Below are 22,634 nucleotides of genomic sequence, written 5' to 3'. Positions count from 1 at the left end.
CCTGCTAGACAGCCGTGTGGCGAGGGGGCTTGCCCCCGTTCGACTGCGCAGCAGCCGTAAAACCAGCGAACGCGTACTTCCTGAAACACTGCGTTTGCTGAATTTGGGGCCGCTTCGCGACCCAACGCGGGCAAGCCCGCTCGCCACAGGGAATGATGGTGATTTCGCAGTCCGTGGGTTACAGGCCGACTACATCCTCAGCCTGCAAACCTTTCTGCCCATCGACCACGGCGTATTCAACCTGCTGGCCTTCGGCCAACGAGCGGTGGCCTTCGCCACGGATCGCGCGGTAATGCACGAACACGTCTGCCCCGTCCTCACGCTGAATGAAGCCGTAGCCCTTGGCGTCGTTGAACCACTTCACGTTGCCGGTCTCGCGCGTTGCCATCAATCAATCCCCCTATTTTTATTATTGGTCGGCGTGCTCATGAACACGCCTTGTGAACGTTTGCCAGCGCTCGGTTGACTGTAAGAAACAGCGCCGATAGTGGCAAACGACTGGCCGAGTATATGACAGTGGTAAAAACTCTCAACTCAAGATTACTTCGGCGCTTTTTTGCCGACTTTCGACGAATACGGCACACTACCGGCCCCGAGCGCTTGCTCGGTTTTTTCAACTAAAGCAGAAGCCGTATGACCCGCTCCCCGTTCCGCCGTCTGGTGTTTGGCGCCTTGCGCCGACTGTTGTACCTCTGGGTTCGCTCGGAGACGATCAATCAGTCGTCCTTCACCCTCAACCTCGACCGCAGTCGTCCGGTGTTCTACGTCCTGCAAAATCCTTCGCTGACTGATCTTGCCGTGGTCGATACCGAATGCAGCAAGGCCGGACTGCCGCGTCCGGTGCTGCCGACATCAGTGGGCAATCTGCTGGAGCCTGCGGCGTTTTTCTACCTGACGCCTGAGCCCGACTGGCTCGGCCGCCAGGACAAGCGCGGCGCACCGCCCACCCTGACCCGGCTGGTCAGCGCCCTGAGCCAGAATGGCGCCGAAGACGCGCAGATCATCCCGGTCAGCGTGTTCTGGGGCCAGTCGCCGGACAGCGAATCGAGCCCGTGGAAACTGCTCTTCGCTGATAGCTGGGCGGTGACCGGACGTCTGCGCCGACTGCTGAGCATTATGATCCTGGGGCGCAAGACCCGCGTGCAATTCTCCGCGCCGATCCACCTGCGCGAGTTGATCGAGCACAACAAGGGCCATGAACGCACCGTGCGCATGGCCCAACGCATTTTGCGGGTGCACTTTCGCAACCTCAAAGCCGCGGTCATCGGCCCAGACATTTCCCACCGGCGCAACCTGGTCAAAGGCCTGCTGAATCAGCCATTGGTCAAACAGGCGATCCTCGACGAAGCCGAGCGCGAAAACATTTCGCCCGAGAAAGCCAAGGCGCAGGCTCTGCGTTACGGCAACGAAATTGCCTCGGACTACACCTACACCGCGATCCGTTTTCTGGAAGTGGTGCTGAGCTGGTTCTGGAACAAGATCTACGACGGGATCAAGGTCAACCACATCGAAGGCGTGCAGAAAGTCGCCCAAGGTCACGAAGTGATCTACGTGCCGTGCCATCGCAGCCACATCGATTACCTGCTGCTCTCCTACCTGCTGTTTCGCAACGGCCTGACGCCGCCGCACGTCGCCGCCGGGATCAACCTCAACATGCCGGTGATCGGCAGCCTGCTGCGGCGCGGCGGGGCGTTCTTCATGCGCCGCACCTTCAAGGGCAATCCGCTCTACACCTCGGTGTTCAACGAATACCTGCACACGCTGTTCACCAAAGGCTTCCCGGTGGAGTACTTCGTCGAGGGCGGCCGTTCGCGCACCGGGCGCATGCTGCAACCGAAAACCGGGATGCTGGCGATCACCCTGCGCAGCTTCCTGCGCTCGTCGCGCATGCCGATCGTCTTCATCCCGGTGTACATCGGTTACGAGCGAGTGCTCGAAGGCCGGACCTACCTCGGTGAACTGCGTGGCGCAAGCAAGAAGAAAGAGTCGATCTTCGACATTTTCAAAGTCATCGGCGCGCTCAAGCAGCGCTTCGGCCAGGTGGCGGTGAACTTCGGCGAGCCGATCAAACTGGCGGAGTTCCTCGACAGCGAGCAACCGGATTGGCGCACCCAGGAGCTTGGCCCACAGTTCAAGCCGGCCTGGCTCAACGCAACCACCAACCGCCTCGGCGAGCGCGTGGCGCGGCATTTGAACGAAGCCGCCGCGATCAACCCGGTGAACCTGGTGGCGCTGGCTCTGCTCTCCACCAGCCGTCTGGCGCTGGACGACCGCGCCATGGCGCGAGTGCTCGATTTGTATCTGGCCTTGCTGCGCAAAGTGCCTTACTCGCCACACACCACGCTGCCGGAAGGTGACGGCCGGGCGTTGATCGAACACGTCAAGGACATGGACCTGCTCTCTGAGCAAAGCGATGCGCTGGGCAAGATTCTTTACCTGGACGAGCAAAACGCCGTCCTGATGACCTACTACCGCAACAACGTGCTGCACATTTTCGCCCTGCCGGCGTTGCTCGCGAGCTTCTTCCAGAGCGCCTCGCGCATGAGCCGCGAACAAATCCTGCGCTACGCGCGCGCGCTGTATCCGTACCTGCAATCGGAGCTGTTCATTCGCTGGTCGCTGGACGAACTGGATGCGGTGATCGACCAATGGCTCGAAGCCTTTGTCGAACAAGGCCTGCTGCGTTTCGAGAACAACGTGTACTTGCGCCCGGCGCCAAGCTCCCGGCATTTCGTGCTGCTGACCTTGCTGTCCAAGAGCATCGCGCAGACCTTGCAGCGCTTCTACATGACCGTTTCCCTGCTGCTCAACAGCGGCCAGAACACCCTCAGCGCCGAAGAACTGGAAGACCTGTGCACGGTCATGGCCCAGCGCCTGTCGATCCTGCATGGCCTGAACGCCCCGGAGTTCTTCGACAAGAGCCTGTTCCGCCACTTCATCCAGACCCTGCTGAACCTCGACGTGCTCAAGCGCGACGAAGCCGGCAAGCTGAGCCACCACGAACTGCTCGGCGAACTGGCTGAAGGCGCGGCCAAACGCGTGTTGCCGGCGGAGATTCGCTTGTCGATCCGTCAAGTGGCGCTGCATCGCAGCGAAGATGCGGCGGATCAACCCGCACCTGCGCTGCAAACCGACTAAATGATTTAAAGCCGTCCGCGGTCCGTTAATTGCTTTTATCGAATAAGGAAACTGCCATGCTCCGCTCTACCTTTCGCTTCGCCAGCCTCTGTGCTGGCCTGCTGATCTCCGCCAACGCGCTGGCCCTGTCGCTGGGCAGTCTTTCCCAGGGCGAAGCCTCGGGCGGTCTCAAGGACGCCCTGGCCCAAGGGGCCGTAGCGGCCGTTACCACGCTCGGCAAACCGGGCGGTTTCAGCAACAACCCTGAAGTGAAGATCGAACTGCCGGGCAAACTGGGCAAGGTCGCCAGCAAGATGAAACAGTTCGGCATGGGGGACCAGGTCGATCAACTGGAAACCAGCATGAACAAGGCGGCGGAAGCGGCCATGCCGCAGGCCCAGGCGCTGCTGGTGGATGCGGTGAAAAAGATGACCGTGACCGATGCCAAGGGCATCCTCACCGGCGGCAAGGATTCGGCCACCCAATACCTGGACAAGACCAGCCGCGAACAAATCCGCGCCAAGTTCCTGCCGATCGTCAAACAAGCCACTGACCAGGTGGGCCTGGCCAAGCAGTACAACTCGTTCGCCAGCCAGGCGGCAACCTTCGGCGTGCTCGATGCCAAGAGTGCCAACGTTGAAGGCTACGTGACGGAAAAGGCCCTGGACGGCCTGTTCAAGATGATCGCCCAGAAAGAAGAAGGCATCCGCGCCAACCCGGCGGAAGCCGCGACCAGCCTGGCGAAGAAAGTCTTCGGCGCGCTGTAACCCTCCCCCCGCTGATCGTTCCCACGCGCGGGAACGATCAATACAAGCGGGCTTGCCTTAATGCCTGTAAGTCAAAGAATGTCAGCCTCGGCACATTCCCTGTAGCAGCTGGCGCAGCCTGCGTTAGGTCTGGGCCGCATCCGGACGAAGCGGTCGCAAATAGGCGATATGCGGTGTCCCTGAAAGGACGAAGTTTGCCATTTTGCGAGCGCTTCGCACTCGAACGCAGGCTTCGCCAGCTGCTACAGGGTCGCGTAACGGCTTGACTATGGGGATTAGGGCTTGCCCGCCCCCACATCAGTTTGGTGGTGTTTAATTGCATGGCGACTGCGTTCGTCACAAGCCACAGCGTCTTGCGTTGCGCCCTACACCTACGCCAGAATCCGCCGGCTTGTGCGCTTGGGCACTGGGCTCTATCGTCTCCGGGTCGCTGAAAATCAGCGATCGGGTTTGGTAGCCCGGTGGTACTAGGCGCAAAGCGTCACTTCTGCGGAGCCATATTTTGGCCTCTGCTAAATGGTGGCCATGCGCAGGGCGCCTTCGGGTGCGCCGGGTTCCTAGTACACCGGTCTACCAACCTGCGTATGGCCGCCACCCTAATCGTTTGGTAGCGATGGTGTCGGCTCCTTACTTACGTACTAGGAGTTTCATCATGTTCAAGCCCACACCCAATCCCCCCGAAGCCGACGCCGAAAGCGTCTCCCCCTACGCGTCCCTCGACTCGAAAGAACTCCACGCCGCCGCCCACCGGGCGCTCGATCATTACCTGCTGTTACCTGAAACCAAGAAGTTGCTGACCGACCGCCGCCCCAGCTGCATCTTCGTCATCGCCCCAGAGGTCGACAGCGAAACCCTGCTGGCCCACGCCTGCGAAACCCTGGCCTCGGCCAATGTCATGGCCAGCGACCTGGCGTTTGAACTCGACGGCCCCAAGCGCAACAGCGCACTGGCGATTCAGCAGATGGTGGCCCTGGCGGAACTGGCGGTAAACCGCGCGCTGGATAACATTGATCAGCCAGAGACTTAACAGCACCACCGCGTAGGAGCTGCCGCAGGCTGCGATCTTTTGATGTTTGGATCGCAGCCTACGACCAGTCTGTTTTGATGTGTGATGACTCGCGCAAAAAGAACACCCACTCACGGCCCATCTTTTTCTTCTCGAACAGCTTCAACTCAACCAAACCGTTCAAGGTCGTGGCCGCCGTGTTGTAGGAGCAGTTCAGGTTGTCCTTCACATTGACCGCGGTGAATTCCTTGGCCCTGCCGCTCTTGGCAATCTGAAACAGCGTGCGCTGCTTCTCGGTCAACTGCTCGAAAAGCCCGGATTCCTCCAGCCAGCGATCAAAACCTTCGGCATCAACCAGGCTTTTTTGATAAGCCGCCGTGAACCCGGTCACGGCCCGCAAAATCACCGAACACTGGTAATCGATGAAGTACGTCAGGTCCAGCGCGTCGCTCTCGGTATGCACATAAGACCGACCGTACTTCACCGGCGCATTGCGCAGCAGAATGCTGATCGCGATGTAGCGAAATGCCGAGAAGTCATTCTTGAACATGAACCAGTAAAACAACGCCCGCGCCACCCGGCCATTGCCATCGCGAAACGGATGCTCGTAGCCCAGGGCAAAATGCAGGGCGATGGCCTTGATCATCGGGTGCACATAATCAACGCGTAGAGGGTCGTCGTGGGGCTGGTTGATCCAGCTCGCCAATCCATCGAGCCGAGCGCTGATGCCCGTGGATGGCGGCGGTGTATGAACGGTATTGCCTTCGCCATCCTGCACCACCACTTGATCATTGCTGCGAAAAAGTCCCGGCGAATACAGCGCGTCATCAATGCCTTCGACGCCGACACGATGCAGTTGCCGGATCAGTTCGACACTCAATGGCTCGTGACGTTTTTCCCAGGCGAAGATCATCATTTTGTAGTTGCCGATAACCATTCGCTCGTCCGGGGTACGCGGCAGGCGATTGCGCTTGAGCATGTCCTTGGCCACCAGCGCGGTGGTCGCGGCGCCCTCGAGCTGGCTGCTGCTGATCGCTTCGTCTTCGATCAGGTCATTGAGCAGGTAACTGAAATGCGCCGTCTCACCGATATGATGAGTCATGTATTCCAGCGCGGCGGTCGTGGCCTGACGATCAACCGTCGAGAGGGTTTTCTGTGCCAGCGGTGTCAGGACGAACTGGCCCCATTGGCTCGGCTCGCCCAGCGGCAACAAACGCACGTATTGCGCCACGCGGGCCTTTTTCACCAAGGCCCAGCATAAGGTCGGATCAAGACCGGGCGGCCAGCGAAAACGCAGATCATCGAACGGCAAGTAACGCCCCTGATCATCCAGCGGCTTGAGCAGTGCCAGATAGTCGACCAGCTTTTCCTTGTGAGGCGATTGGCCGAGTGCGTCGAAAAGACTCGGGTCTATGGCTGGAGGGCTTTTTATCATCGCTGTCTCAAAAACTCGAGAAACTGAGTTATGAGTACAACATAACGACGCCCATGTCTCAATATCAGCCAAAACTGAGATATCTGTAGGAGCAATGCTTGCTCGCGATGCAGGCGACGCGGTCGACCTGATGACCGCGTTGATGCCATCGCGAGCAAGCTTTGCTCCTACGGTTCCTGTGTCAAACCGGTTCTTTCTTGACCCTGAACCACGCCGCATACAGCGCCGGCAGGAACAGCAAGGTCAGCGCCGTCGCGACGATCAAGCCACCCATGATCGCTACCGCCATCGGGCCGAAGAACACGCTGCGTGACAGCGGAATCATCGCCAGCACGGCGGCCAGTGCAGTCAGCACGATAGGCCGGAAGCGCCGCACCGTGGCTTCGATGATCGCTTGCCAGGGTTTGAGCCCGGCGAGGATGTCCTGTTCGATCTGGTCGACCAGGATCACCGAGTTACGCATGATCATCCCCGACAGCGCGATGGTCCCGAGCATGGCCACGAAACCGAACGGCTGACGGAACACCATCAGGAACAAGGTGACACCGATCAATCCCAACGGCGCTGTCAGAAACACCATCGCCGTGCGTGAGAAGCTGCGCAGTTGCAGCATCAGCAAGGTCAGTACAACCACGATGAACAACGGCACACCGGCATTCACCGAATCCTGGCCACGGGTCGAGTCTTCTACCGTGCCGCCGACGTCCAGCAAATAGCCGTCAGGCAATTCGGCGCGAATCGGCTCGAGTGTCGGAAGGATCTGCTTAACCAGGGTTGCCGGCTGCTCCTTGTCATAGATGTCGGCGCGAATCGTCACGTTTGGCAAGCGGTTGCGGTGCCAGATAATGCCTTCTTCAAAGCCGTATTCCAGGGTCGCCACCTGCGACAGCGCGACACTTTTGCCGTTGTCGGTCGGCACCGCCAGGCTCGACAGCCGCGACAGTTCGGTGCGTTCGTGCAAGGTGCCGCGCAAGAGGATCTCGATCAACTCGTTGTCTTCACGGTACTGGCTGACGCTGGAACCTGTCAGTGAGCTTTGCAAGAACCTCGACAGGTTTGCCGTGCTCACGCCCAAGGCTCGCGCGCGGTCCTGATCGACGTTCAGGTACACCACTTTGCTCGGCTCTTCCCAGTCCAGGTGCACGTTGACCACATGCGGGTTCTCACGCACCTTGGCCGCGACTTTACGTGCCAGCGCGCGGACTTCTTCAATGTGTTCACCGGTAACCCGGAACTGCACCGGATACCCCACTGGCGGACCGTTTTCCAGGCGCGTGACCCGCGAGCGCAAGGCCGGGAATTGTTCGTTCAGGGTTTCGATCAGCCAGGTGCGCAGGCTTTCGCGCTCCTCGATGGTTTTTGCCAGGACCACAAATTGCGCGAAGCTCGCTGCCGGCAATTGCTGGTCCAGCGGCAGGTAAAAACGCGGCGAACCGGTGCCGACATACGCGACATAGTTGTCGATGCCCGCGCGCTCCTTGAGCATCGCTTCCAGGCGCTTGACCTCCTCGTTGGTGTTGCTCAACGAGGCGCCTTCGGCCAGTTTCAGATCAACCATCAGTTCCAGGCGCCCAGAAGCCGGGAAGAACTGTTGCGGCACAAAACGGAACAACAGCACCGAGGCCACGAACAGCAGGATGGTCAACGCGATCACGGTTTTGCGGCGGCGCACGCACCACTCCACCAGACGCCGAACGCGTTGATAGAACGGTGTACCGTAAGGGTCCGGCTGACCGGCACCGTGTTTGGCAGCGTGAATTTTCGCCAGGTCCGGCAGGAGCTTTTCACCCAGATAAGGCACAAACATCACCGCAGCGACCCACGAGGCCAGCAACGCGATGGTCACCACCTGGAAGATCGAGCGGGTGTATTCACCGGTGCCGGATTGCGCGGTGGCAATCGGCAGGAAACCGGCCGCGGTAATCAACGTCCCGGTAAGCATCGGGAACGCGGTGCTGGTCCAGGCAAAGCTGGCAGCCTTGAGCCGGTCGTAGCCCTGCTCCATTTTGATCGCCATCATTTCCACGGCGATGATCGCGTCGTCCACCAGCAATCCCAAGGCCAGCACCAACGCGCCGAGAGAGATTTTGTGCAGGCCGATTCCGAGGTAATACATGCAGGCAAACGTCATTGCCAGCACCAGCGGAATCGCCAGGGCGACCACCATGCCAGTGCGCACACCGAGGGAGAAGAAGCTCACCAGCAAGACAATCGCCAACGCTTCTACCAGCACCTGGACGAACTCGCCGACGCTGCTTTTCACCGCGGCCGGCTGGTCGGAGACCTTGCGCAGTTGCATACCGGCCGGCAGGTTTTTCTGGATACGCTCGAACTCCAGCTCCAGCGCCTTGCCGAGCACCAGAATGTCGCCGCCATCCTTCATCGCCACGGCCAGGCCGATTGCGTCCTCGCCCATGAAGCGCATGCGCGGTGCCGGTGGATCGTTGAAGCCACGGTGCACATCAGCCACATCGCCGATACGGAAGGTCCGGTCGCCGACACGGATCGGAAAATCCCTGATCTGCTCGACCGTCTGGAAATTGCCCGTCACCCGCAGCTGCAAACGCTCACTGGAGGTTTCAAAGAACCCGGCGTTGGACATCGCGTTCTGTTCTTCCAGCGCTTGCTGCACCGTGGCCAACGGCAATCCCAGGGTGGCGAGTTTGACGTTGGACAGTTCGATCCAGATCTTCTCGTCCTGCAGCCCGAGCAAGTCGACCTTGCCCACATCCTTGACCCGTTGCAGCTGGATCTGGATACGGTCGGCGTAATCCTTGAGCACCGCGTAATCGAAACCCTCGCCGGTCAGCGCATAGATATTGCCAAAGGTAGTGCCGAATTCATCGTTGAAGAACGGTCCCTGAATCCCCGGCGGCAAGGTCTGGCGGATGTCGCTGATCTTCTTGCGCACCTGATACCAGAGCTCGGGGATCTGCGCCGAATGCATCGAGTCCCGGGCCATGAAGGTCACCTGGGATTCACCGGGGCGAGAGAACGAGACAATCCGCTCATACTCACCGGTTTCCATCAGCTTCTTTTCAATGCGCTCGGTGACTTGCCGCGAGACTTCCTGGGCCGTCGCCCCCGGCCAACTGGTCCTGATCACCATGGCCTTGAAGGTGAACGGCGGGTCTTCGCTCTGGCCCAGCTTGGTGTAGGACAACGCGCCGACGACCGCCAGCAAAATCATCAGGAACAGTACGATCTGGCGGTTATGCAGCGCCCATTCGGAAAGGTTGAAACGCATCGGGGATTACTCCTTGACCGCCAGATTGACCACGCGGTTGGAGCGATCCACCGGCCGCACTTGCTGGCCCTCGTGGAGCACATGAACGCCAGCGGCTACCACCCAGTCGCTGGGGTTGAGGCCGTCAAGCACCGGCACGCTTTTCTCACCGAAGGCGCCGACACGAACCGGGGCCTTTTTCAGGGTGTTGTTGGCACCGACGACCCAGACGTACGTTGCGCCGTTTTCTGCGGTGAGCGCCGAGAGCGGCACCGACAGCGGCACCACGTCAGCCAGCTGAATGAATACCCGGGCGCTTTGGCCGAGCTCGGCCGGCACCTTGCCAGCACTAAAGGTGATGCGCGCGGCAAAGGTCCGCGATTTTGGATCGGCGGCCGGCGACAGCTCACGAATGCTCCCGGCGAACCGCTGGCCTTGCTGGGTCCACAGTTCAACGGTGACCGGCTGGCCAACCTTGAAACGGCCGAAGTTTTGCTCCGGCAGGCTGATCAGCACTTCACGCTCGCCGTCGGTAGCCAGGGTGAAGGCGGTTTGCCCGGCGGCCACCACTTGCCCGACTTCCACGGCGCGCTTGGCCACGACACCGTCATGTGGCGCACGCAGCACGGCGTAGCTGGCCTGGTTGCTGGCCACATCGAATTCGGCCTTGATCTGCTTGAGTCGCGCTTCGCCGGAGCGGTAGAGATTTTCAGAATTGTCGTACTGCGAGCGGCTGACCATCTGACGGTCCATCAGGGTCTTGTAGCGATCACGCTCGGCACGCACCAGGTTCAGGTTGGCCTCAGCGGCAGCAACCTGCGCGCGAGTCGCTTCCAGTTGCAGGCGTACGTCCTGGGGATCGAGTTCTGCCAGCGGCTGGTTGGCCTTGACCCTCTCCCCTTCCTCGACCAGTCGTCGGCTGACTTTGCCGCCAATACGGAAGGCCAGGTCTGGCTCGTAACGCGCGCGAACTTCGCCGGGATAGCTGTCCATCGCCTGCGCGGAAGGCTCTGGCTGAACCACCATGGCCGGACGCACGGTGACTTGCGCCGGCTCTTCGTGGCCGCACGCAGACAACAAGAACGCCAGGCTGACTGGCAAGGCATAGCGGAACATGGTGAACGACCTTTCGCTAATGGAGCTCGGAATATTTATACTGGCCGGTATGTTATTAATAGCAAACTCACCAGTCCAGTATTAAAGCGAAAAATGTCCAACAATCTTCCTGCACCCAACGGCCCCGGCCGCCCGAAGGATCTCGCCAAGCGCGAGGCGATCCTTGAGGCGGCGAAGCGTCTTTTTCTAAGCAATGGTTACGCAAGCACCAGCATGGACGCGGTGGCGGCTGAGGCCGGAGTATCAAAGTTGACCGTTTACAGTCACTTCAACGACAAGGAGACGCTGTTCTCCTCTGCCGTGATGGCCAAATGCGAAGAGCAATTGCCCATACTGTTCTTCGAACTGCCCGACGGCATGCCGATCGAGAACGTGCTGTTGAACATCGCCCGACGCTTTCATCTGCTGATCAACAGCGATGAATCGGTGAACCTGAATCGCCTGATCATGACGCTGGGGAGTCAGGACCCAAAACTCTCGCTGATCTTCTTCGAGGCAGGTCCGCAGCGGATGTTGCAGGGCATGGAGCGCTTGCTGACGAAGATCGACCAGATCGGCGCCTTGAGCATCGACAAGCCACTGAATGCCGCCGAGCACTTTTTCTGCATGCTCAAAGGCGCAGCAAATTTTCGCTTGCTCTACGGCTGCGGCGAACCCCTGACCGGGGACGCGGCCGAGGCTCACATACAGGAAGTGGTGGGGTTGTTTATGCGGGCGTATCGGCCGGATTCGGCCTGATAGATAGGTAGCGTCTGGGTGGACGCTATCGCGGGCAAGCCTTGCTCCTAGAGGTCAGACAATTCTGTAGGAGCAAGGCTTGCCCGCGATGGGGGCGACACGGTCCTAAGACTTGAGCGCTTTCTTGGGATAGATGTCGTAGCGGCTGGACTTGCCGTCCAGCGCATGGCTCGGCTTCGGCCCTTCGATGCAGGGCGCCTTGCGCGGGCGTTTGACCACCACCCGGTGGCTGGCCAGTGCAAGTGCGGCCGCGAGGAGTGCCGGCGCATCCGGGTCATCGCCGACCAACGGGCGAAACAGGCGCATTTCCTTCTTCACCAACGCGGTTTTCTCACGATGCGGGAACATCGGGTCGAGGTAGATCACCTGCGGCGGCTCACCCTCCCAATTGCGCATCAACTCGATCGAGTTGCCCTTGAGCAAGGTCATCCGCGCGACAATCGGCGCCACCTCAAAATCTTCCGCCGCGCGGGCCAAACCGTCTTCCAGCAACGCGCCAATCAACGGCTGACGCTCGATCAGGCTCATTTCGCAGCCCAGGCTTGCCAGCACAAAACCATCCTTGCCCAGCCCCGCCGTGGCATCCAGCACCTTCGGCCGCACGCCTTGAGCGACGCCGACAGCCTTGGCGATCATCTGGCCGCTGCCGCCACCGTACAACCGGCGATGGGCCGCGCCGCCCTCGACGAAGTCCACCCGCACCGGTCCCGGCGCATCCGGGCCGAGCTGTTGCAACTGCAAGCCGTGCTCACCCACTTGCAACGCAAACTCGGCATCGTCCAGCAACAACGGCAAGTTCAATCGCTCGGCCCAGTGCTCGGCACGTGCCTGAAACGCTTCGGCCAGGGCCTGGACTTTGATGCGGCTGGCCGCGGGTTGCTCACTCATCAGAAAACACACTCAAAAAATTAATGATCGGCAAAAACGGCCGATAACAAAACTATCGAGCATTTTGCCAGAGCTGAGCGTCGACCGAGAGAAATGTCAGACATTCAACGCACATCAGTAGGCTACATCTCGCCCCACGGCGATTATGGCCTGCGCAACTCCCAAGCACTGAGCGGTGTCAGTCACCTGTGGCAGGATTTTTTTGCCCAGGCGCTGTCCGATCATTTGGGTGATGCTGCACCGGTTCCTGGCAGTTACACCCCTGTCGCCATCGACGGCCCGATCGAGCCGACCGTTGGCGCGGAACTGCTCGAACACATCGTCACGCAGCGCACCTGCGACGTGAAAGACACCGAAGTCCGCCCGCCTGAGCCGCTGTTCCTGCCGATTGCCGAATTCGAAATGGACCTGGCGGACAAACCGTTTCCGCCGTTCCCGCCGCAAGAAATTCTCGCGCAACAGAAGCAACAAGACTTCGAAAGCGCTTGGGTGCGCCCGATCGTCCTCGCTGCCGGCCAGCCATTGCCTGCGCCAGGTCCGACACCGCAACCGCGTCCGTTGCACCTGCCGATTGCCGAGTTCGAACTCGACCTGCTGGATAAACCGGCAACCCCTTATCCGCATGAAGAGCTGGTCGAGCAACAGAAGCAATTCGACTTCGATAACGGCTGGGCCCGCCCGATCGTCCTGCAAAACCTGCGCATCGCCGCCTGAGCCTCAACTTCAGCCTCAGCGACACACCCACCACGGCCCGACATCCAGATGAAAATGGTTGCGATGAGCGGCGTTGTAGTCCGGGCTCAATACCACGCTGAACATGTCACACGCGCCATCGCGAACCTTGCGTAGAAAGCGCGCATCGTCATTGTCCTTCGGCCAATCGCGCAGCACGCTGATACTGCGCCCGTCCGCCAGGCGAAAGCCGGCGATATCCAGTGCATCGGCCGTCGCGTGCTGGCTGCGCGAGCCGTTTTCGAGGTTGTACATATTGCGGCAGGCAAAACTGCCGAGGTGATCGACCCGCGCCACCGCCTGCCCATACGTGGCCTGCGCAGCCGGTTGCAGGGCATGCCGCTCGAACAGCACAAACGCCACTGCCAGCGGGCAACTGGCGAGAAAGCTGCTGCTCAGCGCCACCTCGCCGCCCTGCACGCGCAGGGTGTTGTTGAGCGGGCAATCGACGTCCGGGTTGCTGTCGGCCTGGCGGGTGAACTTCAACCCGGCACCGCTGAGCACCTGATCGCAGAGCTGAGGGTTATCGCGCAGCCTGATCAATTTGAAGCGCGTCAGCAGGTTCGGCGTCGCCCGGACATCCAGCGGCGCCCAAGGGTTCCAGGCCGCTGGCAACGGCAGCCAACCGCGCCAGACACCCACCAGCAAGCCGCCCATCACCAGCATCACCGCCAACAGCACTTTCAGAAACCGCACGACAACTCCCTGTAGGTCAGCCTTTGAACAACTGATTGATCTGCCCAAACGGCAGCGCGCGGTCGGCGAAATCGAAGGTGCCGTGCGACTGAATTTCCTGCGCGGCCTGATAGAACGCACCGTAGGCCGCACGGGCCATGGCCGAGCCGACGCTGATCCGTTTGACGCCCATTTCACTGAGCTGCGCGACGCTCAACTTGAGACCGCCGGACATCAGCACATTGACCGGTTTCGGCGCCACCGCACGGACCACCGCCAGTATCTCTTCAGCGTTGCGCAGGCCCGGCGCATACAGCACATCGGCGCCCGCTTCGGCAAAGGCCTGCAAACGGCGAATGGTGTCGGCCAGGTCCGGATTCCCGTGCAGGTAATTCTCGGCGCGCGCGGTCAGGGTGAACGGAAATGGCAAACTGCGAGCGGCCGCGACCGCCGCTTCGATTCGTGCTACGGCGTGTTCAAAGCAGTAAATCGGGCCGTCTTCACGGCCGGTAGCGTCTTCGATCGAACCACCGACCGCGCCAGCAGCGGCGGCGCGTAGCAAGCTCTCGGCGGATTCCTGCGGGCTGTCGGCAAAACCGTTTTCCAGGTCCACCGCCACTGGCAGATCGCTCGCGCCGACAATCGCCCGAACGTTGGCCAGTGTCTCTTCGAGTTTGACCGCGCCATCCGGGCGGCCCAGCGAAAAAGCATAACCGGCACTGGTCGTCGCCAGCGCCTGGTAACCCAGGCCGGCAAGCATTTTTGCCGAACCGGCGTCCCACGGATTGGGAATCACAAAAGCTCCGGCACCTTCGTGTAAGGCCTTGAAGGCCTGAGCTTTAAGGGTTTGCGCATCCATTGGCTCACTCCTGCAGAAGGGAAAACCCGTCGTCAGAGCAACCCAAGCTGCTCGGCGGCGGGTTCTCTATATAGCTCAGGCAGCGCCGGCAAGCCAGGCAAACGCGTCATCAACCGAGTATGAAAGCGTTGTGCCAAAGCGGCGGCCAGCAGGTTGTCGGCGGTGTGCAGGAAGATGTACGGCGTGCGGCCCTCTTCGATCCATTGGGCGATTTTCTCGACCCATGGCGTCAGGAACGTATCGTTGGCTTCAAGCAGCGGATGGCCGATGAAACGCACCTGCGGGAATTGAGTAAAAGCCGCCGGGCGCGGTGGCACCTTGGGCTTTTTCGATTGAGCGTGAAGTACCGAAGGTTCAGTCGACGTGCAACTGAACAGCGCCCGTGGATCGAGGCAAATGCGCTCCACGCCACGATCCAGCAACAGCCGATTGAGCCTGCGCTCGGCATCGCCTTTGGCGAAGAAGTCCCGATGCCGCACTTCAACGGCCAACGGCCGCTGCACCCCATCGATGAACCCGGCCAGCTCGCCCAGCCGTTGCGGGGTAAAGGCTGCCGACAGTTGCAGCCAGAGCGGTGAAACCCGCTCACCGAGCGGGCTGAGCAATTGCACGAAGGTTTCGGCGGCGCTCAGTTGCTCGCGCAGGTCGCCGCCGTGGCTGATGTCGCCGGGGAATTTGGCGGTGAAGCGAAAATGTTCCGGCATCGTCTGCGCCCAGCGCTCCACCGTCGCCGGCGCAGGGCGTGCGTAGAACGTGGTGTTGCCTTCAACGGCGTTGAACACCTGCGAGTACAGGTCGAGAAATTCATTGGGGCGGGCGTTTTGCGGATACAGGTATTCGCGCCAGGCGTTTTCGCTCCAGGACGGGCAACCGAGGTAATAAGGCAACCGCATCAGATGTGCAGGTCGAGACCCAGCACTTCCATATCCCAATCGACGAAAGCCGCGGTGCTCAGGTAGCTGGCCAGGGCCATCGCCACGCTTTTGCTCATGGCGCGATGGTAGATCATGTCCTGCTGACGAGCGGGAAGATTGCTCAGGCGTTGCGCAGAGGCCTTGGCGGCGCGGGCGGCGAGTTGCTCCTCAGAAGGAAACTCCTGCTCGCCATCGATATCCTCGAGGGACTCGTCCACCGACACATTGCCTTTGCGTGGCTTGCGCTTGATGGGGTAGGACTGAGAGGCAAAGCCGTCTATGCGCATAGGTACAAACTCGCTATCGATGATGGCAATTTAGCGGCACTTACCAGTGTGCGCAAACTCCCAAGTGATAACTAGAGCACAGAAACCGGAAAAGGTTTAAAAGCGCGCGGCAGAAACTGACAATTGGCTGCGCCCCTGTGGCGAGGGAGCTTGCTCCCGCTCGGGGGCGAAGCGCCCGCAGATTAACCGACGCGGTACATCTGACGAAATGAGGCTGCGGATTTTGGGGGCGCTTCGCACCCCAGCGGGAGCAAGCTCCCTCGCCACAAAGGCACTCGGATTCACTTGGCTTTGGGGGTTGCCACTTTGTCGCGCAGGTAAACCGGTTGTGCGTCGTCGGCGGGGATGCCTTCGCCGCGTTCCCAGGCGAAACGGGCCAGGGTCAGCAAGTCTTCGGCGTGAGGCAACATGCCAGCATCCTGACCGATCAGGTTGACCGCGATGCGCTCGCCATAGCCCCAGCCGGTGCCCGCGCCGAACCAGTCGCCCGTGGCCTCTGCCGGCAATGCCGCGACTTCTGGCGGCAACACCGCTTCAGCCCCCACCAGACGCATTTCGCCCGCGGTTTCGCGGTAGCAGCCCCAATAGACTTCATCCATCCGGGCATCGATGGCCGCCGCAACCTGATGTGCACCGTGCTCGCGCAATGCGCGCTGCGCCAGTACCGCCAGGTTGGACACCGGCAACACTGGACGATCCAGCGCAAATGCCAGGCCCTGAACCACGCCAATGGCGATTCGCACGCCAGTGAACGCACCTGGGCCGCGACCAAAGGCAATCGCATCGACCGCTTGCAAGGTGGTGCCCGCATCCGCCAGCAACTGCTGGATCATCGGCAACAACTTCTGCGCATGCAGGCGCGGGATCACCTCGTAATGACTCGTGACCTTGCCGTCATGCAGCAAGGCAACGGAGCAAGCTTCAGTCGCGGTGTCCAGGGCCAGCAAGGTGCTCATCGATGTTTCCGTAAAGAGAGTTGGAAAAAGTCCGCCAGTATAAACAACAACGGCCCGCAAGCGGGCCGTTGTAGGTAAAGCAAATCAGCTTTCTCAGCTCAGCGCTTCAAGCACCTTGCCGGTGATCGCTTCGACCGAACCGACGCCTGCGATGTGGCTGTACTTCGGCTTGCCTTGGGCAGCCGACAGTTGCTGGTAGAAATCCACCAGTGGTTTGGTCTGGGAATGGTAGACCGACAGACGATGACGCACGGTTTCTTCAGTGTCGTCTTTACGCTGCACCAGCGCTTCGCCGGTGACGTCGTCCTGGCCCGCGACTTTCGGCGGGTTGTAGACGGTGTGGTAAACGCGACCGCTGGCTTCGTGTACACGACGACCGGCGATACGCTGGACGATTTCTTCGTCATCAACGGCGATTTCAACCACGTGATCCAGTTCTACACCGGCATCGACCAGGGCTTCAGCCTGAGGAATGGTGCGCGGGAAACCGTCGAACAGGAAGCCATTGGCGCAATCGGGCTGAGCGATACGATCCTTGACCAATGCGATGATCAGGTCGTCGGAGACCAGGCCGCCTGCGTCCATGATGCTCTTGGCTTTAATGCCCAGTTCGGTGCCGGCCTTGACGGCAGCACGCAGCATGTCGCCGGTGGAGATCTGTGGAATAGCGAATTTTTCAGTGATGAACTTAGCCTGAGTACCTTTACCGGCCCCGGGAGCTCCCAGCAGAATGACGCGCATCGATGTGCTCCTCAATTTCTTATTTAGATAACGATCGGATTTGCCGCGTGGGGCCAATCTCAAAAATAGGGTCGTGGGCCGCCCAAACGGCCAAAGGCTGATCAAGATACACAGCAGGCCCTGACCACACAAGCCGCCGAAAGTCGGAGCAACCCGTGCCTGTTATGCCCTGGCGAGGAGGCGATCCAAGTCGCAACCCCATAACAAAGTGTCGCCTGACAAGCGCGACCGGCCCCCGCGGACCGGTCGTTTGTCGCAGTAAAATTGCCTGCGACACCCCGCAAAAGACCTTAGCCGGTATTGCGCAAACCGGCGGCAATCCCTGCCACAGACACCAGCAACGCCTGCTCCACCGGGCTGCCCTGCACCACATCCGGCTGTCGCGAGCGCGCCAACAGTTCAGCCTGCAATAGATGTAGCGGATCGAGGTAGGTGTTGCGCAAACGGATGAACTCCAGGGTGTCAGGGCTATGGGCCAGCAGCTGCGACTGACCGGTCAGGCCAAGGACCACGGCACATGCCTGCGACAATAGGTCGCGTAAATGCACACCCAAAGGTAACAATTCCGGCGCAACCAATCGCTCGTCGTAGGACTGGGCAATGTCCGCGTCAGCCTTGGCCAGCACCATCTCCAGCATGTCGATGCGTGTGCGGAAGAACGGCCACTGCTCACGCATCTGCGCCAGCAACTCGCCCTCACCGCGCGCCAAGGCGTTGCTCAACGCCGCTTCCCAGCCAAGCCAGGCCGGCAGCATCAGGCGGGTCTGGGTCCAACCGAAGATCCACGGGATCGCCCGCAGGCTTTCGATCCCGCCAGCACGACGCTTGGCCGGACGGCTGCCGAGCGGCAGGCGCCCCAGCTCCTGCTCGGGCGTGGATTGACGGAAATACTCGACAAACTGCGGATTCTCCCGCACCACGGCGCGATAAGCGCTGACGCCATCGGCCGCCAATTCGTCCATCAGGCCGCGCCATGCGGGTTCCGGCGGTGGCGGCGGCAACAGCGTTGCTTCGAGCACCGCCGCCAGATACAGGTTGAGGTTTTGCTCGGCGATGTCCGGCAAGCCGAACTTGAACCGAATCATTTCCCCTTGCTCGGTGGTACGGAAACGCCCGGCCACCGACCCCGGCGGCTGCGACAGAATCGCCGCGTGCGCCGGGCCACCGCCACGGCCCACGGTGCCGCCGCGACCATGGAACAACAGCAGTTCAACTTGTTGCTCGCGGCAGATATCCACCAAGCGTTCCTGCGCCCGGTACTGAGCCCAGGCCGCCGCCGTGGTGCCGGCGTCCTTGGCCGAGTCGGAATAACCGATCATCACTTCCTGTGGGCCCTGCAACCGCGAGCGGTAACCCGGCAGCAGCAACAGTTTCTCGATCACCGGGCCAGCGTTGTCGAGGTCGGCGAGGGTTTCGAACAACGGCACGACGCGCATCGGCCGCAGCACGCCAGACTCTTTAAGCAGAAGCTGCACGGCGAGCACGTCCGAAGCAGCACCCGCCATGGAGATCACATACGAGCCGAGCGACGCCGCCGGCGCCGCGGCGATTTCGCGACACGTCGCCAGGACTTCGGCGGTGTCGGCCGAAGGTTTGAAATAGGTCGGCAGGAGTGGCCGACGATTGTTCAGCTCGCCCATCAGGAAGCTGATGCGCGCGTCCTCGTCCCAGTCTTCATAGCGACCGAGCCCGAGGTAGTCGGTGATTTCGGTCATCGCCGACGCATGCCTCGACGAGTCCTGGCGCACGTCCAGTCGCACCAGGAACAGGCCGAACGTCACCGCCCGACGCAGGCAATCGAGCAACGGACCATCGGCGATTACGCCCATGCCGCATTCATGCAGCGACTGATAGCACAGCTCCAGCGGATCCAGCAGCTCGCGGTTGTTTTGCAGCACGTCGGCCGGCGCCGGGGTGCTCGCGGTTAAGGAGGCCTGCGCCCAGTTACGGGTCGCACGCAGGCGTTCACGCAGCTGTTTAAGCACTGCACGGTAAGGTTCGGCGCTGTCCCCAGCCTTGGCCCGCAACGTGGTGCTGGCCTGCTGCATCGACAACTCGGCGGCCAGTTGATCGACATCGCGCAGGTAAAGGTCGGCCGCCATCCAGCGCGCCAACAGCAGCACTTCACGGGTCACCGCCGCCGTGACGTTCGGGTTGCCATCACGGTCGCCGCCCATCCACGAGGCGAAGCGAATCGGCGCCGCCTCCAGCGGCAAGCGCAGACCGGTGGCCGCATGCAGCGCCTGGTCGGCCTTGCGCAGGTAGTTGGGAATCGCCTGCCACAGCGAATGCTCGATCACCGCAAAGCCCCACTTGGCTTCATCGACCGGGGTCGGCCGGGTGCGGCGAATTTCTTCGGTGTGCCAGGCTTCGGCGATCAGGCGCTGCAAGGTCGACTTGATCTGCTCGCGCTCGGCGCGGGTCAGGTCACGGTGATCCTGTGCCGCCAGTTGCGCGGCGATGGCGTCGTATTTCTGGATCAAGGTCCGGCGGGCGACTTCAGTCGGATGCGCCGTCAGCACCAGTTCGATCTCCAACCGTCCCAATTGCCGCGCCAGCGCGTCGCTGCCATGCCCTTCAGCCCGCAGGCGGGCGAGCAGTTCGGGCAACACCCGCGCCTCGAACGGTGCCGGTTGGGACTCTTCGCGGCGGTGAATCAACTGATATTGCTCGGCGATGTTCGCAAGGTTCAGGAACTGGTTGAACGCTCGCGCCACTGGCAGCAGTTCATCTTCAGTCAACTGGTTGAGGCTGGCGCGCAGTTCGGCGTCCGTCGAGCCACGACGGTCAGCCTTGGCACCCTTGCGGATCAGCTCGATCTTGTCGAGAAAGCCATCCCCGTACTGCTCGCGAATGGTGTTGCCCAACAACTCACCCAGCAGGTGAACATCCTCGCGCAAGCGTGCATCGATATCAGTCATCAGCAGTTCTCCAGCGAATGGCGGTCGACTCCAAGAGTGCCGTCCACAGCGGGTTCTTACAAGTCAGACGACAAATCGACGGTAAATCCCGAAGGTTGGGGCTAGTCTGAAGAATAAGCCGTACAAAGGCTTGCCACCGGCCACGGCCGGACACTCATCTCCCCTGCCACCAGCAGGTGCCTATTGAGGTCATTATGAAAATCCGTGAGCTAGCCCAGCATTGGGAAGAAACCGCCAAAGGCCGTTTGACCAAGACCGGCTACACCATTCACCTGGACGTCGAAGCCGCGGCGCGGTTGGCCGCGCTTACCGAGATGTACCCCAAACGCCACCCCGAAGAACTGCTGGGCGAACTGATTGGCGCCGCCCTGGAAGAGCTCGAAGCGAGTTTCCCTTACATCAAGGGTCAGCACGTGGTCGCAACCGATGAGGAAGGCGACCCGCTCTACGAAGACGTTGGCCCGACACCGCGCTTTCTCGAATTGTCGCGGCGCCATTTGCACGATTTATCGGCTCAGAACGGCAAGCAAAAACATTGACGTGCCCGCAATGCAAGAACCCCGTCTGAGGTGATCAGGCGGGGCTCTTGTGTATACGCACGCTCTTGCCACTCGTCGCCACCTGTTATTTCTGACAGTAGGCAGCCTCCAGCGTCGCGAGTAAAAGTGAGCTCCTGGCCAGGATCACGGGCATCAAGGAGCAACACCATGCGACTGCTGACAGTTTTTTTGCTGCTGTGTGCGGCGCTGATCCAGGGAGGGTGTGCACAGTCCACCCATGACTCGAACGTCGGCGTGTCGACAAGCGGCGAGTCCAGGTACAACCATCTCGACCCTGAGGCCATTCTTACCGGTGAGCCCCTGCCCGTTCCGGGGGTCAACCAACGACCGGTCGTGGGTACAAAAAAGGTGTTGCTGGTGGTCGGTCGGTGGGCCGGCATGCCTGCGATGGACAAGGAAGAGCTCTGGAAACAAAGTCTTTCTCCAGAAAGCGAAAGCTCCTTACGCCGGTATATCTCATATGTTTCAGGCAGGAAGCTGACGCTGGAAGGCACGATGATCACCGCTGACCTCGGGCCAAAACCGGCCATCTGTAACACTCGCGACGCAGTCAAAGGCCCAGCCGAAGCCGCCGCCAGGGCTCAAGGCCTGAACCCCGACGACTTTGACTATCTGTTCATCGCAGCCTCCTGCGGTATTGGTACCGGGAGTGCTGACGCACCTGGCCGAGTGCTGGCGATCTACAACCAGCCAGAGAGCTCGCATCTCTGGATTCGCCTGTTCGGCAATAACCTGGGGTTTATCAGCGGGCCGACCTATTCCGGCTGCCCTCTGAGCAGCAATGTCATCACGGCACCCGACCACTGCAAAATCATCTTCTACCCCGATTACGGTAATCCCGTGTCAGGCGGCGGGTCGGTTCTGTATCCCACGCACTTGCGCTGGTATGCGGGCTGGTTGGATGAGTCCCGGGTAACCCACATCAAGGCGTCGGGCATCTACCGCCTCGCCCTCGGAAACAGCTATTTGATTGATCTCCCGACAACAGCCCCAAACCAGCCTAAGCAAATAGCGCTGGAAGTTCGTCAGACCCTCTTTCCACCGTTCGACAGTCAGTTTCCAACGGGCTATGCCAAGGGTGTCGGGGTGCGCTACACCAAGATGGCTGAATACGTTCAGGACATACAAGTCGATAGCGCACCCGAAACGGTCTCAACAGAAGATGCCACCTTGAAAGCGGGTAGAACGCTAAAGGATGAAGCAGCAGGTATTACCGTACATGTGTGCGCAGTTGATCCCTTGGTGGAGTCGAATGCTGCCATTTCTGTTGGCCTCAAGGGGGAAACACAGCCGGCGTGCTCCTCCCTGAAGAAGCCGACCTTCACGACGCCCAAAGATGGAGATGTGGTCAACCGAGTTGTGCAATTCACCGGGGGCGGACTACCCGACGCGTCATTCAGCGTAAGGGTCATTAACCTCTCGACACTGTTCAGTTGGACTCTCGCGCCCCCCAACGTTGACGGGGCAGGCAACTGGAGAATATCGGAATGGGATCATGGGATGAAACCAGGTCCAACCTACCAAGTTAACTTGAATCAGAACTACGGCGGCATCATTGATCGAACATCGATCAAGGTCACCGTAAAACCCGACACATCAGTTGCCAAACAATAGAAAAAGCCCCGCTTCCAGCCAAAGAAGCGGGGCTTTTTTTCTTCTATCTGTCCCGTCCTGAATAAGGTTTACACCTTCTGAT

At 60.5% G+C, this 22,634-nt stretch carries 19 protein-coding genes; 7 read left to right on the top strand and 12 right to left on the bottom strand.

Annotated features, from left to right (window positions below; genetic code table 11):
- Positions 1 to 178 precede the first annotated feature (178 nt).
- On the bottom strand, positions 179 to 388 hold the full coding sequence (locus AABM55_RS05985; RefSeq protein WP_054595898.1) for a cold shock domain-containing protein: 210 nt from the start codon (positions 386 to 388) through the stop codon (positions 179 to 181).
- 245 nt (positions 389 to 633) lie between these two features.
- Between AABM55_RS05985 and plsB the strand changes: the two genes are divergently transcribed.
- The 3 genes from plsB (at position 634) to AABM55_RS05970 (ending at position 4,911) form a co-directional block, all read left to right on the top strand.
- Entirely contained in the window at positions 634 to 3,138 is a 2,505-nt protein-coding gene (plsB, locus tag AABM55_RS05980) for a glycerol-3-phosphate 1-O-acyltransferase PlsB (protein ID WP_347929075.1), read from the top strand.
- Between the two features lie 56 nt (positions 3,139 to 3,194).
- Positions 3,195 to 3,884, top strand: a complete 690-nt coding sequence (locus tag AABM55_RS05975; protein WP_347929074.1) for a DUF4197 domain-containing protein — start codon at positions 3,195 to 3,197, stop codon at positions 3,882 to 3,884.
- A gap of 652 nt (positions 3,885 to 4,536) precedes the next feature.
- Positions 4,537 to 4,911, top strand: a complete 375-nt coding sequence (locus tag AABM55_RS05970) for a DUF6124 family protein (RefSeq protein WP_103315527.1) — start codon at positions 4,537 to 4,539, stop codon at positions 4,909 to 4,911.
- A gap of 58 nt (positions 4,912 to 4,969) precedes the next feature.
- Here AABM55_RS05970 and AABM55_RS05965 read toward each other — a convergent pair whose 3' ends face one another.
- The 3 genes from AABM55_RS05965 to AABM55_RS05955 all read right to left on the bottom strand — a co-directional run bounded on the left by AABM55_RS05965 (position 4,970) and on the right by AABM55_RS05955 (position 10,667).
- A complete protein-coding gene (locus AABM55_RS05965; protein WP_347929073.1) occupies positions 4,970 to 6,325 on the bottom strand; it encodes a Fic family protein in 1,356 nt (451 codons plus the stop codon).
- Between the two features lie 181 nt (positions 6,326 to 6,506).
- Entirely contained in the window at positions 6,507 to 9,572 is a 3,066-nt protein-coding gene (locus AABM55_RS05960) for an efflux RND transporter permease subunit (protein WP_347929072.1), read from the bottom strand.
- A 6-nt stretch (positions 9,573 to 9,578) separates the two neighbouring features.
- The gene (locus tag AABM55_RS05955) at positions 9,579 to 10,667 is read right to left on the bottom strand and encodes an efflux RND transporter periplasmic adaptor subunit (RefSeq protein ID WP_054595892.1); all 1,089 of its coding nucleotides are present in this window, start codon (positions 10,665 to 10,667) and stop codon (positions 9,579 to 9,581) included.
- A gap of 93 nt (positions 10,668 to 10,760) precedes the next feature.
- On the opposite strand from AABM55_RS05955, the gene AABM55_RS05950 reads away from it, so the two are divergent.
- Positions 10,761 to 11,405, top strand: coding sequence for a TetR/AcrR family transcriptional regulator (locus AABM55_RS05950; protein WP_103315530.1), 645 nt, complete (start codon positions 10,761 to 10,763; stop codon positions 11,403 to 11,405).
- A 105-nt stretch (positions 11,406 to 11,510) separates the two neighbouring features.
- On the opposite strand, the gene AABM55_RS05945 is transcribed toward AABM55_RS05950, so the two are convergent.
- Positions 11,511 to 12,293, bottom strand: coding sequence for a class I SAM-dependent methyltransferase (locus AABM55_RS05945; RefSeq protein ID WP_347929071.1), 783 nt, complete (start codon positions 12,291 to 12,293; stop codon positions 11,511 to 11,513).
- Between the two features lie 93 nt (positions 12,294 to 12,386).
- Here AABM55_RS05945 and AABM55_RS05940 point away from each other — a divergent pair, with 93 nt between their 5' ends.
- On the top strand, positions 12,387 to 13,007 hold the full coding sequence (locus tag AABM55_RS05940) for an energy transducer TonB (protein ID WP_347929070.1): 621 nt from the start codon (positions 12,387 to 12,389) through the stop codon (positions 13,005 to 13,007).
- 15 nt (positions 13,008 to 13,022) lie between these two features.
- Here the strand turns inward: AABM55_RS05940 and AABM55_RS05935 are convergent, their stop codons facing one another.
- From AABM55_RS05935 to ppc, 7 genes are all read right to left on the bottom strand, one after another.
- Positions 13,023 to 13,721, bottom strand: coding sequence for an extensin family protein (locus tag AABM55_RS05935; protein WP_347929069.1), 699 nt, complete (start codon positions 13,719 to 13,721; stop codon positions 13,023 to 13,025).
- 16 nt (positions 13,722 to 13,737) lie between these two features.
- The gene (locus AABM55_RS05930; RefSeq protein ID WP_347929068.1) at positions 13,738 to 14,559 is read right to left on the bottom strand and encodes an isocitrate lyase/phosphoenolpyruvate mutase family protein; all 822 of its coding nucleotides are present in this window, start codon (positions 14,557 to 14,559) and stop codon (positions 13,738 to 13,740) included.
- A 32-nt stretch (positions 14,560 to 14,591) separates the two neighbouring features.
- Positions 14,592 to 15,452: a DUF72 domain-containing protein gene (locus AABM55_RS05925; RefSeq protein WP_103315535.1), complete on the bottom strand. Its 861-nt coding sequence runs from the start codon at positions 15,450 to 15,452 to the stop codon at positions 14,592 to 14,594.
- Positions 15,452 to 15,760, bottom strand: a complete 309-nt coding sequence (locus tag AABM55_RS05920) for a hypothetical protein (protein ID WP_103315536.1) — start codon at positions 15,758 to 15,760, stop codon at positions 15,452 to 15,454. Before AABM55_RS05920 ends, AABM55_RS05925 begins: the two co-directional genes overlap by 1 nt.
- A 281-nt stretch (positions 15,761 to 16,041) precedes the next feature.
- Complete coding sequence (gene tsaB, locus AABM55_RS05915; RefSeq protein WP_054595884.1) at positions 16,042 to 16,716, bottom strand: tRNA (adenosine(37)-N6)-threonylcarbamoyltransferase complex dimerization subunit type 1 TsaB; 675 nt, start codon at positions 16,714 to 16,716, stop codon at positions 16,042 to 16,044.
- A gap of 93 nt (positions 16,717 to 16,809) precedes the next feature.
- Positions 16,810 to 17,457 (bottom strand): adenylate kinase, encoded by a 648-nt coding sequence (gene adk / locus AABM55_RS05910; RefSeq protein WP_054595883.1) that lies wholly within the window; start codon positions 17,455 to 17,457, stop codon positions 16,810 to 16,812.
- Positions 17,458 to 17,747: 290 nt separating this feature from the next.
- Positions 17,748 to 20,378 carry a phosphoenolpyruvate carboxylase gene (gene ppc, locus AABM55_RS05905; protein WP_347929067.1) on the bottom strand — a complete coding sequence of 877 codons (2,631 nt, stop codon included), beginning with the start codon at positions 20,376 to 20,378 and terminating at the stop codon, positions 17,748 to 17,750.
- Between the two features lie 194 nt (positions 20,379 to 20,572).
- On the opposite strand from ppc, the gene AABM55_RS05900 reads away from it, so the two are divergent.
- Together AABM55_RS05900 and AABM55_RS05895 are read left to right on the top strand one after the other, a co-directional pair.
- Entirely contained in the window at positions 20,573 to 20,917 is a 345-nt protein-coding gene (locus AABM55_RS05900) for a hypothetical protein (protein ID WP_054595881.1), read from the top strand.
- A 168-nt stretch (positions 20,918 to 21,085) separates the two neighbouring features.
- Positions 21,086 to 22,552, top strand: coding sequence for a hypothetical protein (locus AABM55_RS05895; RefSeq protein ID WP_347929066.1), 1,467 nt, complete (start codon positions 21,086 to 21,088; stop codon positions 22,550 to 22,552).
- The last annotated feature ends 82 nt before the right edge of the window (positions 22,553 to 22,634 follow it).

Source organism: Pseudomonas helvetica (assembly GCF_039908645.1).
GTDB lineage: Bacteria > Pseudomonadota > Gammaproteobacteria > Pseudomonadales > Pseudomonadaceae > Aquipseudomonas > Aquipseudomonas helvetica.
Note: the sequence above shows the minus strand (reverse complement) of the source record. Positions and strands in the feature narration are given on the sequence as shown.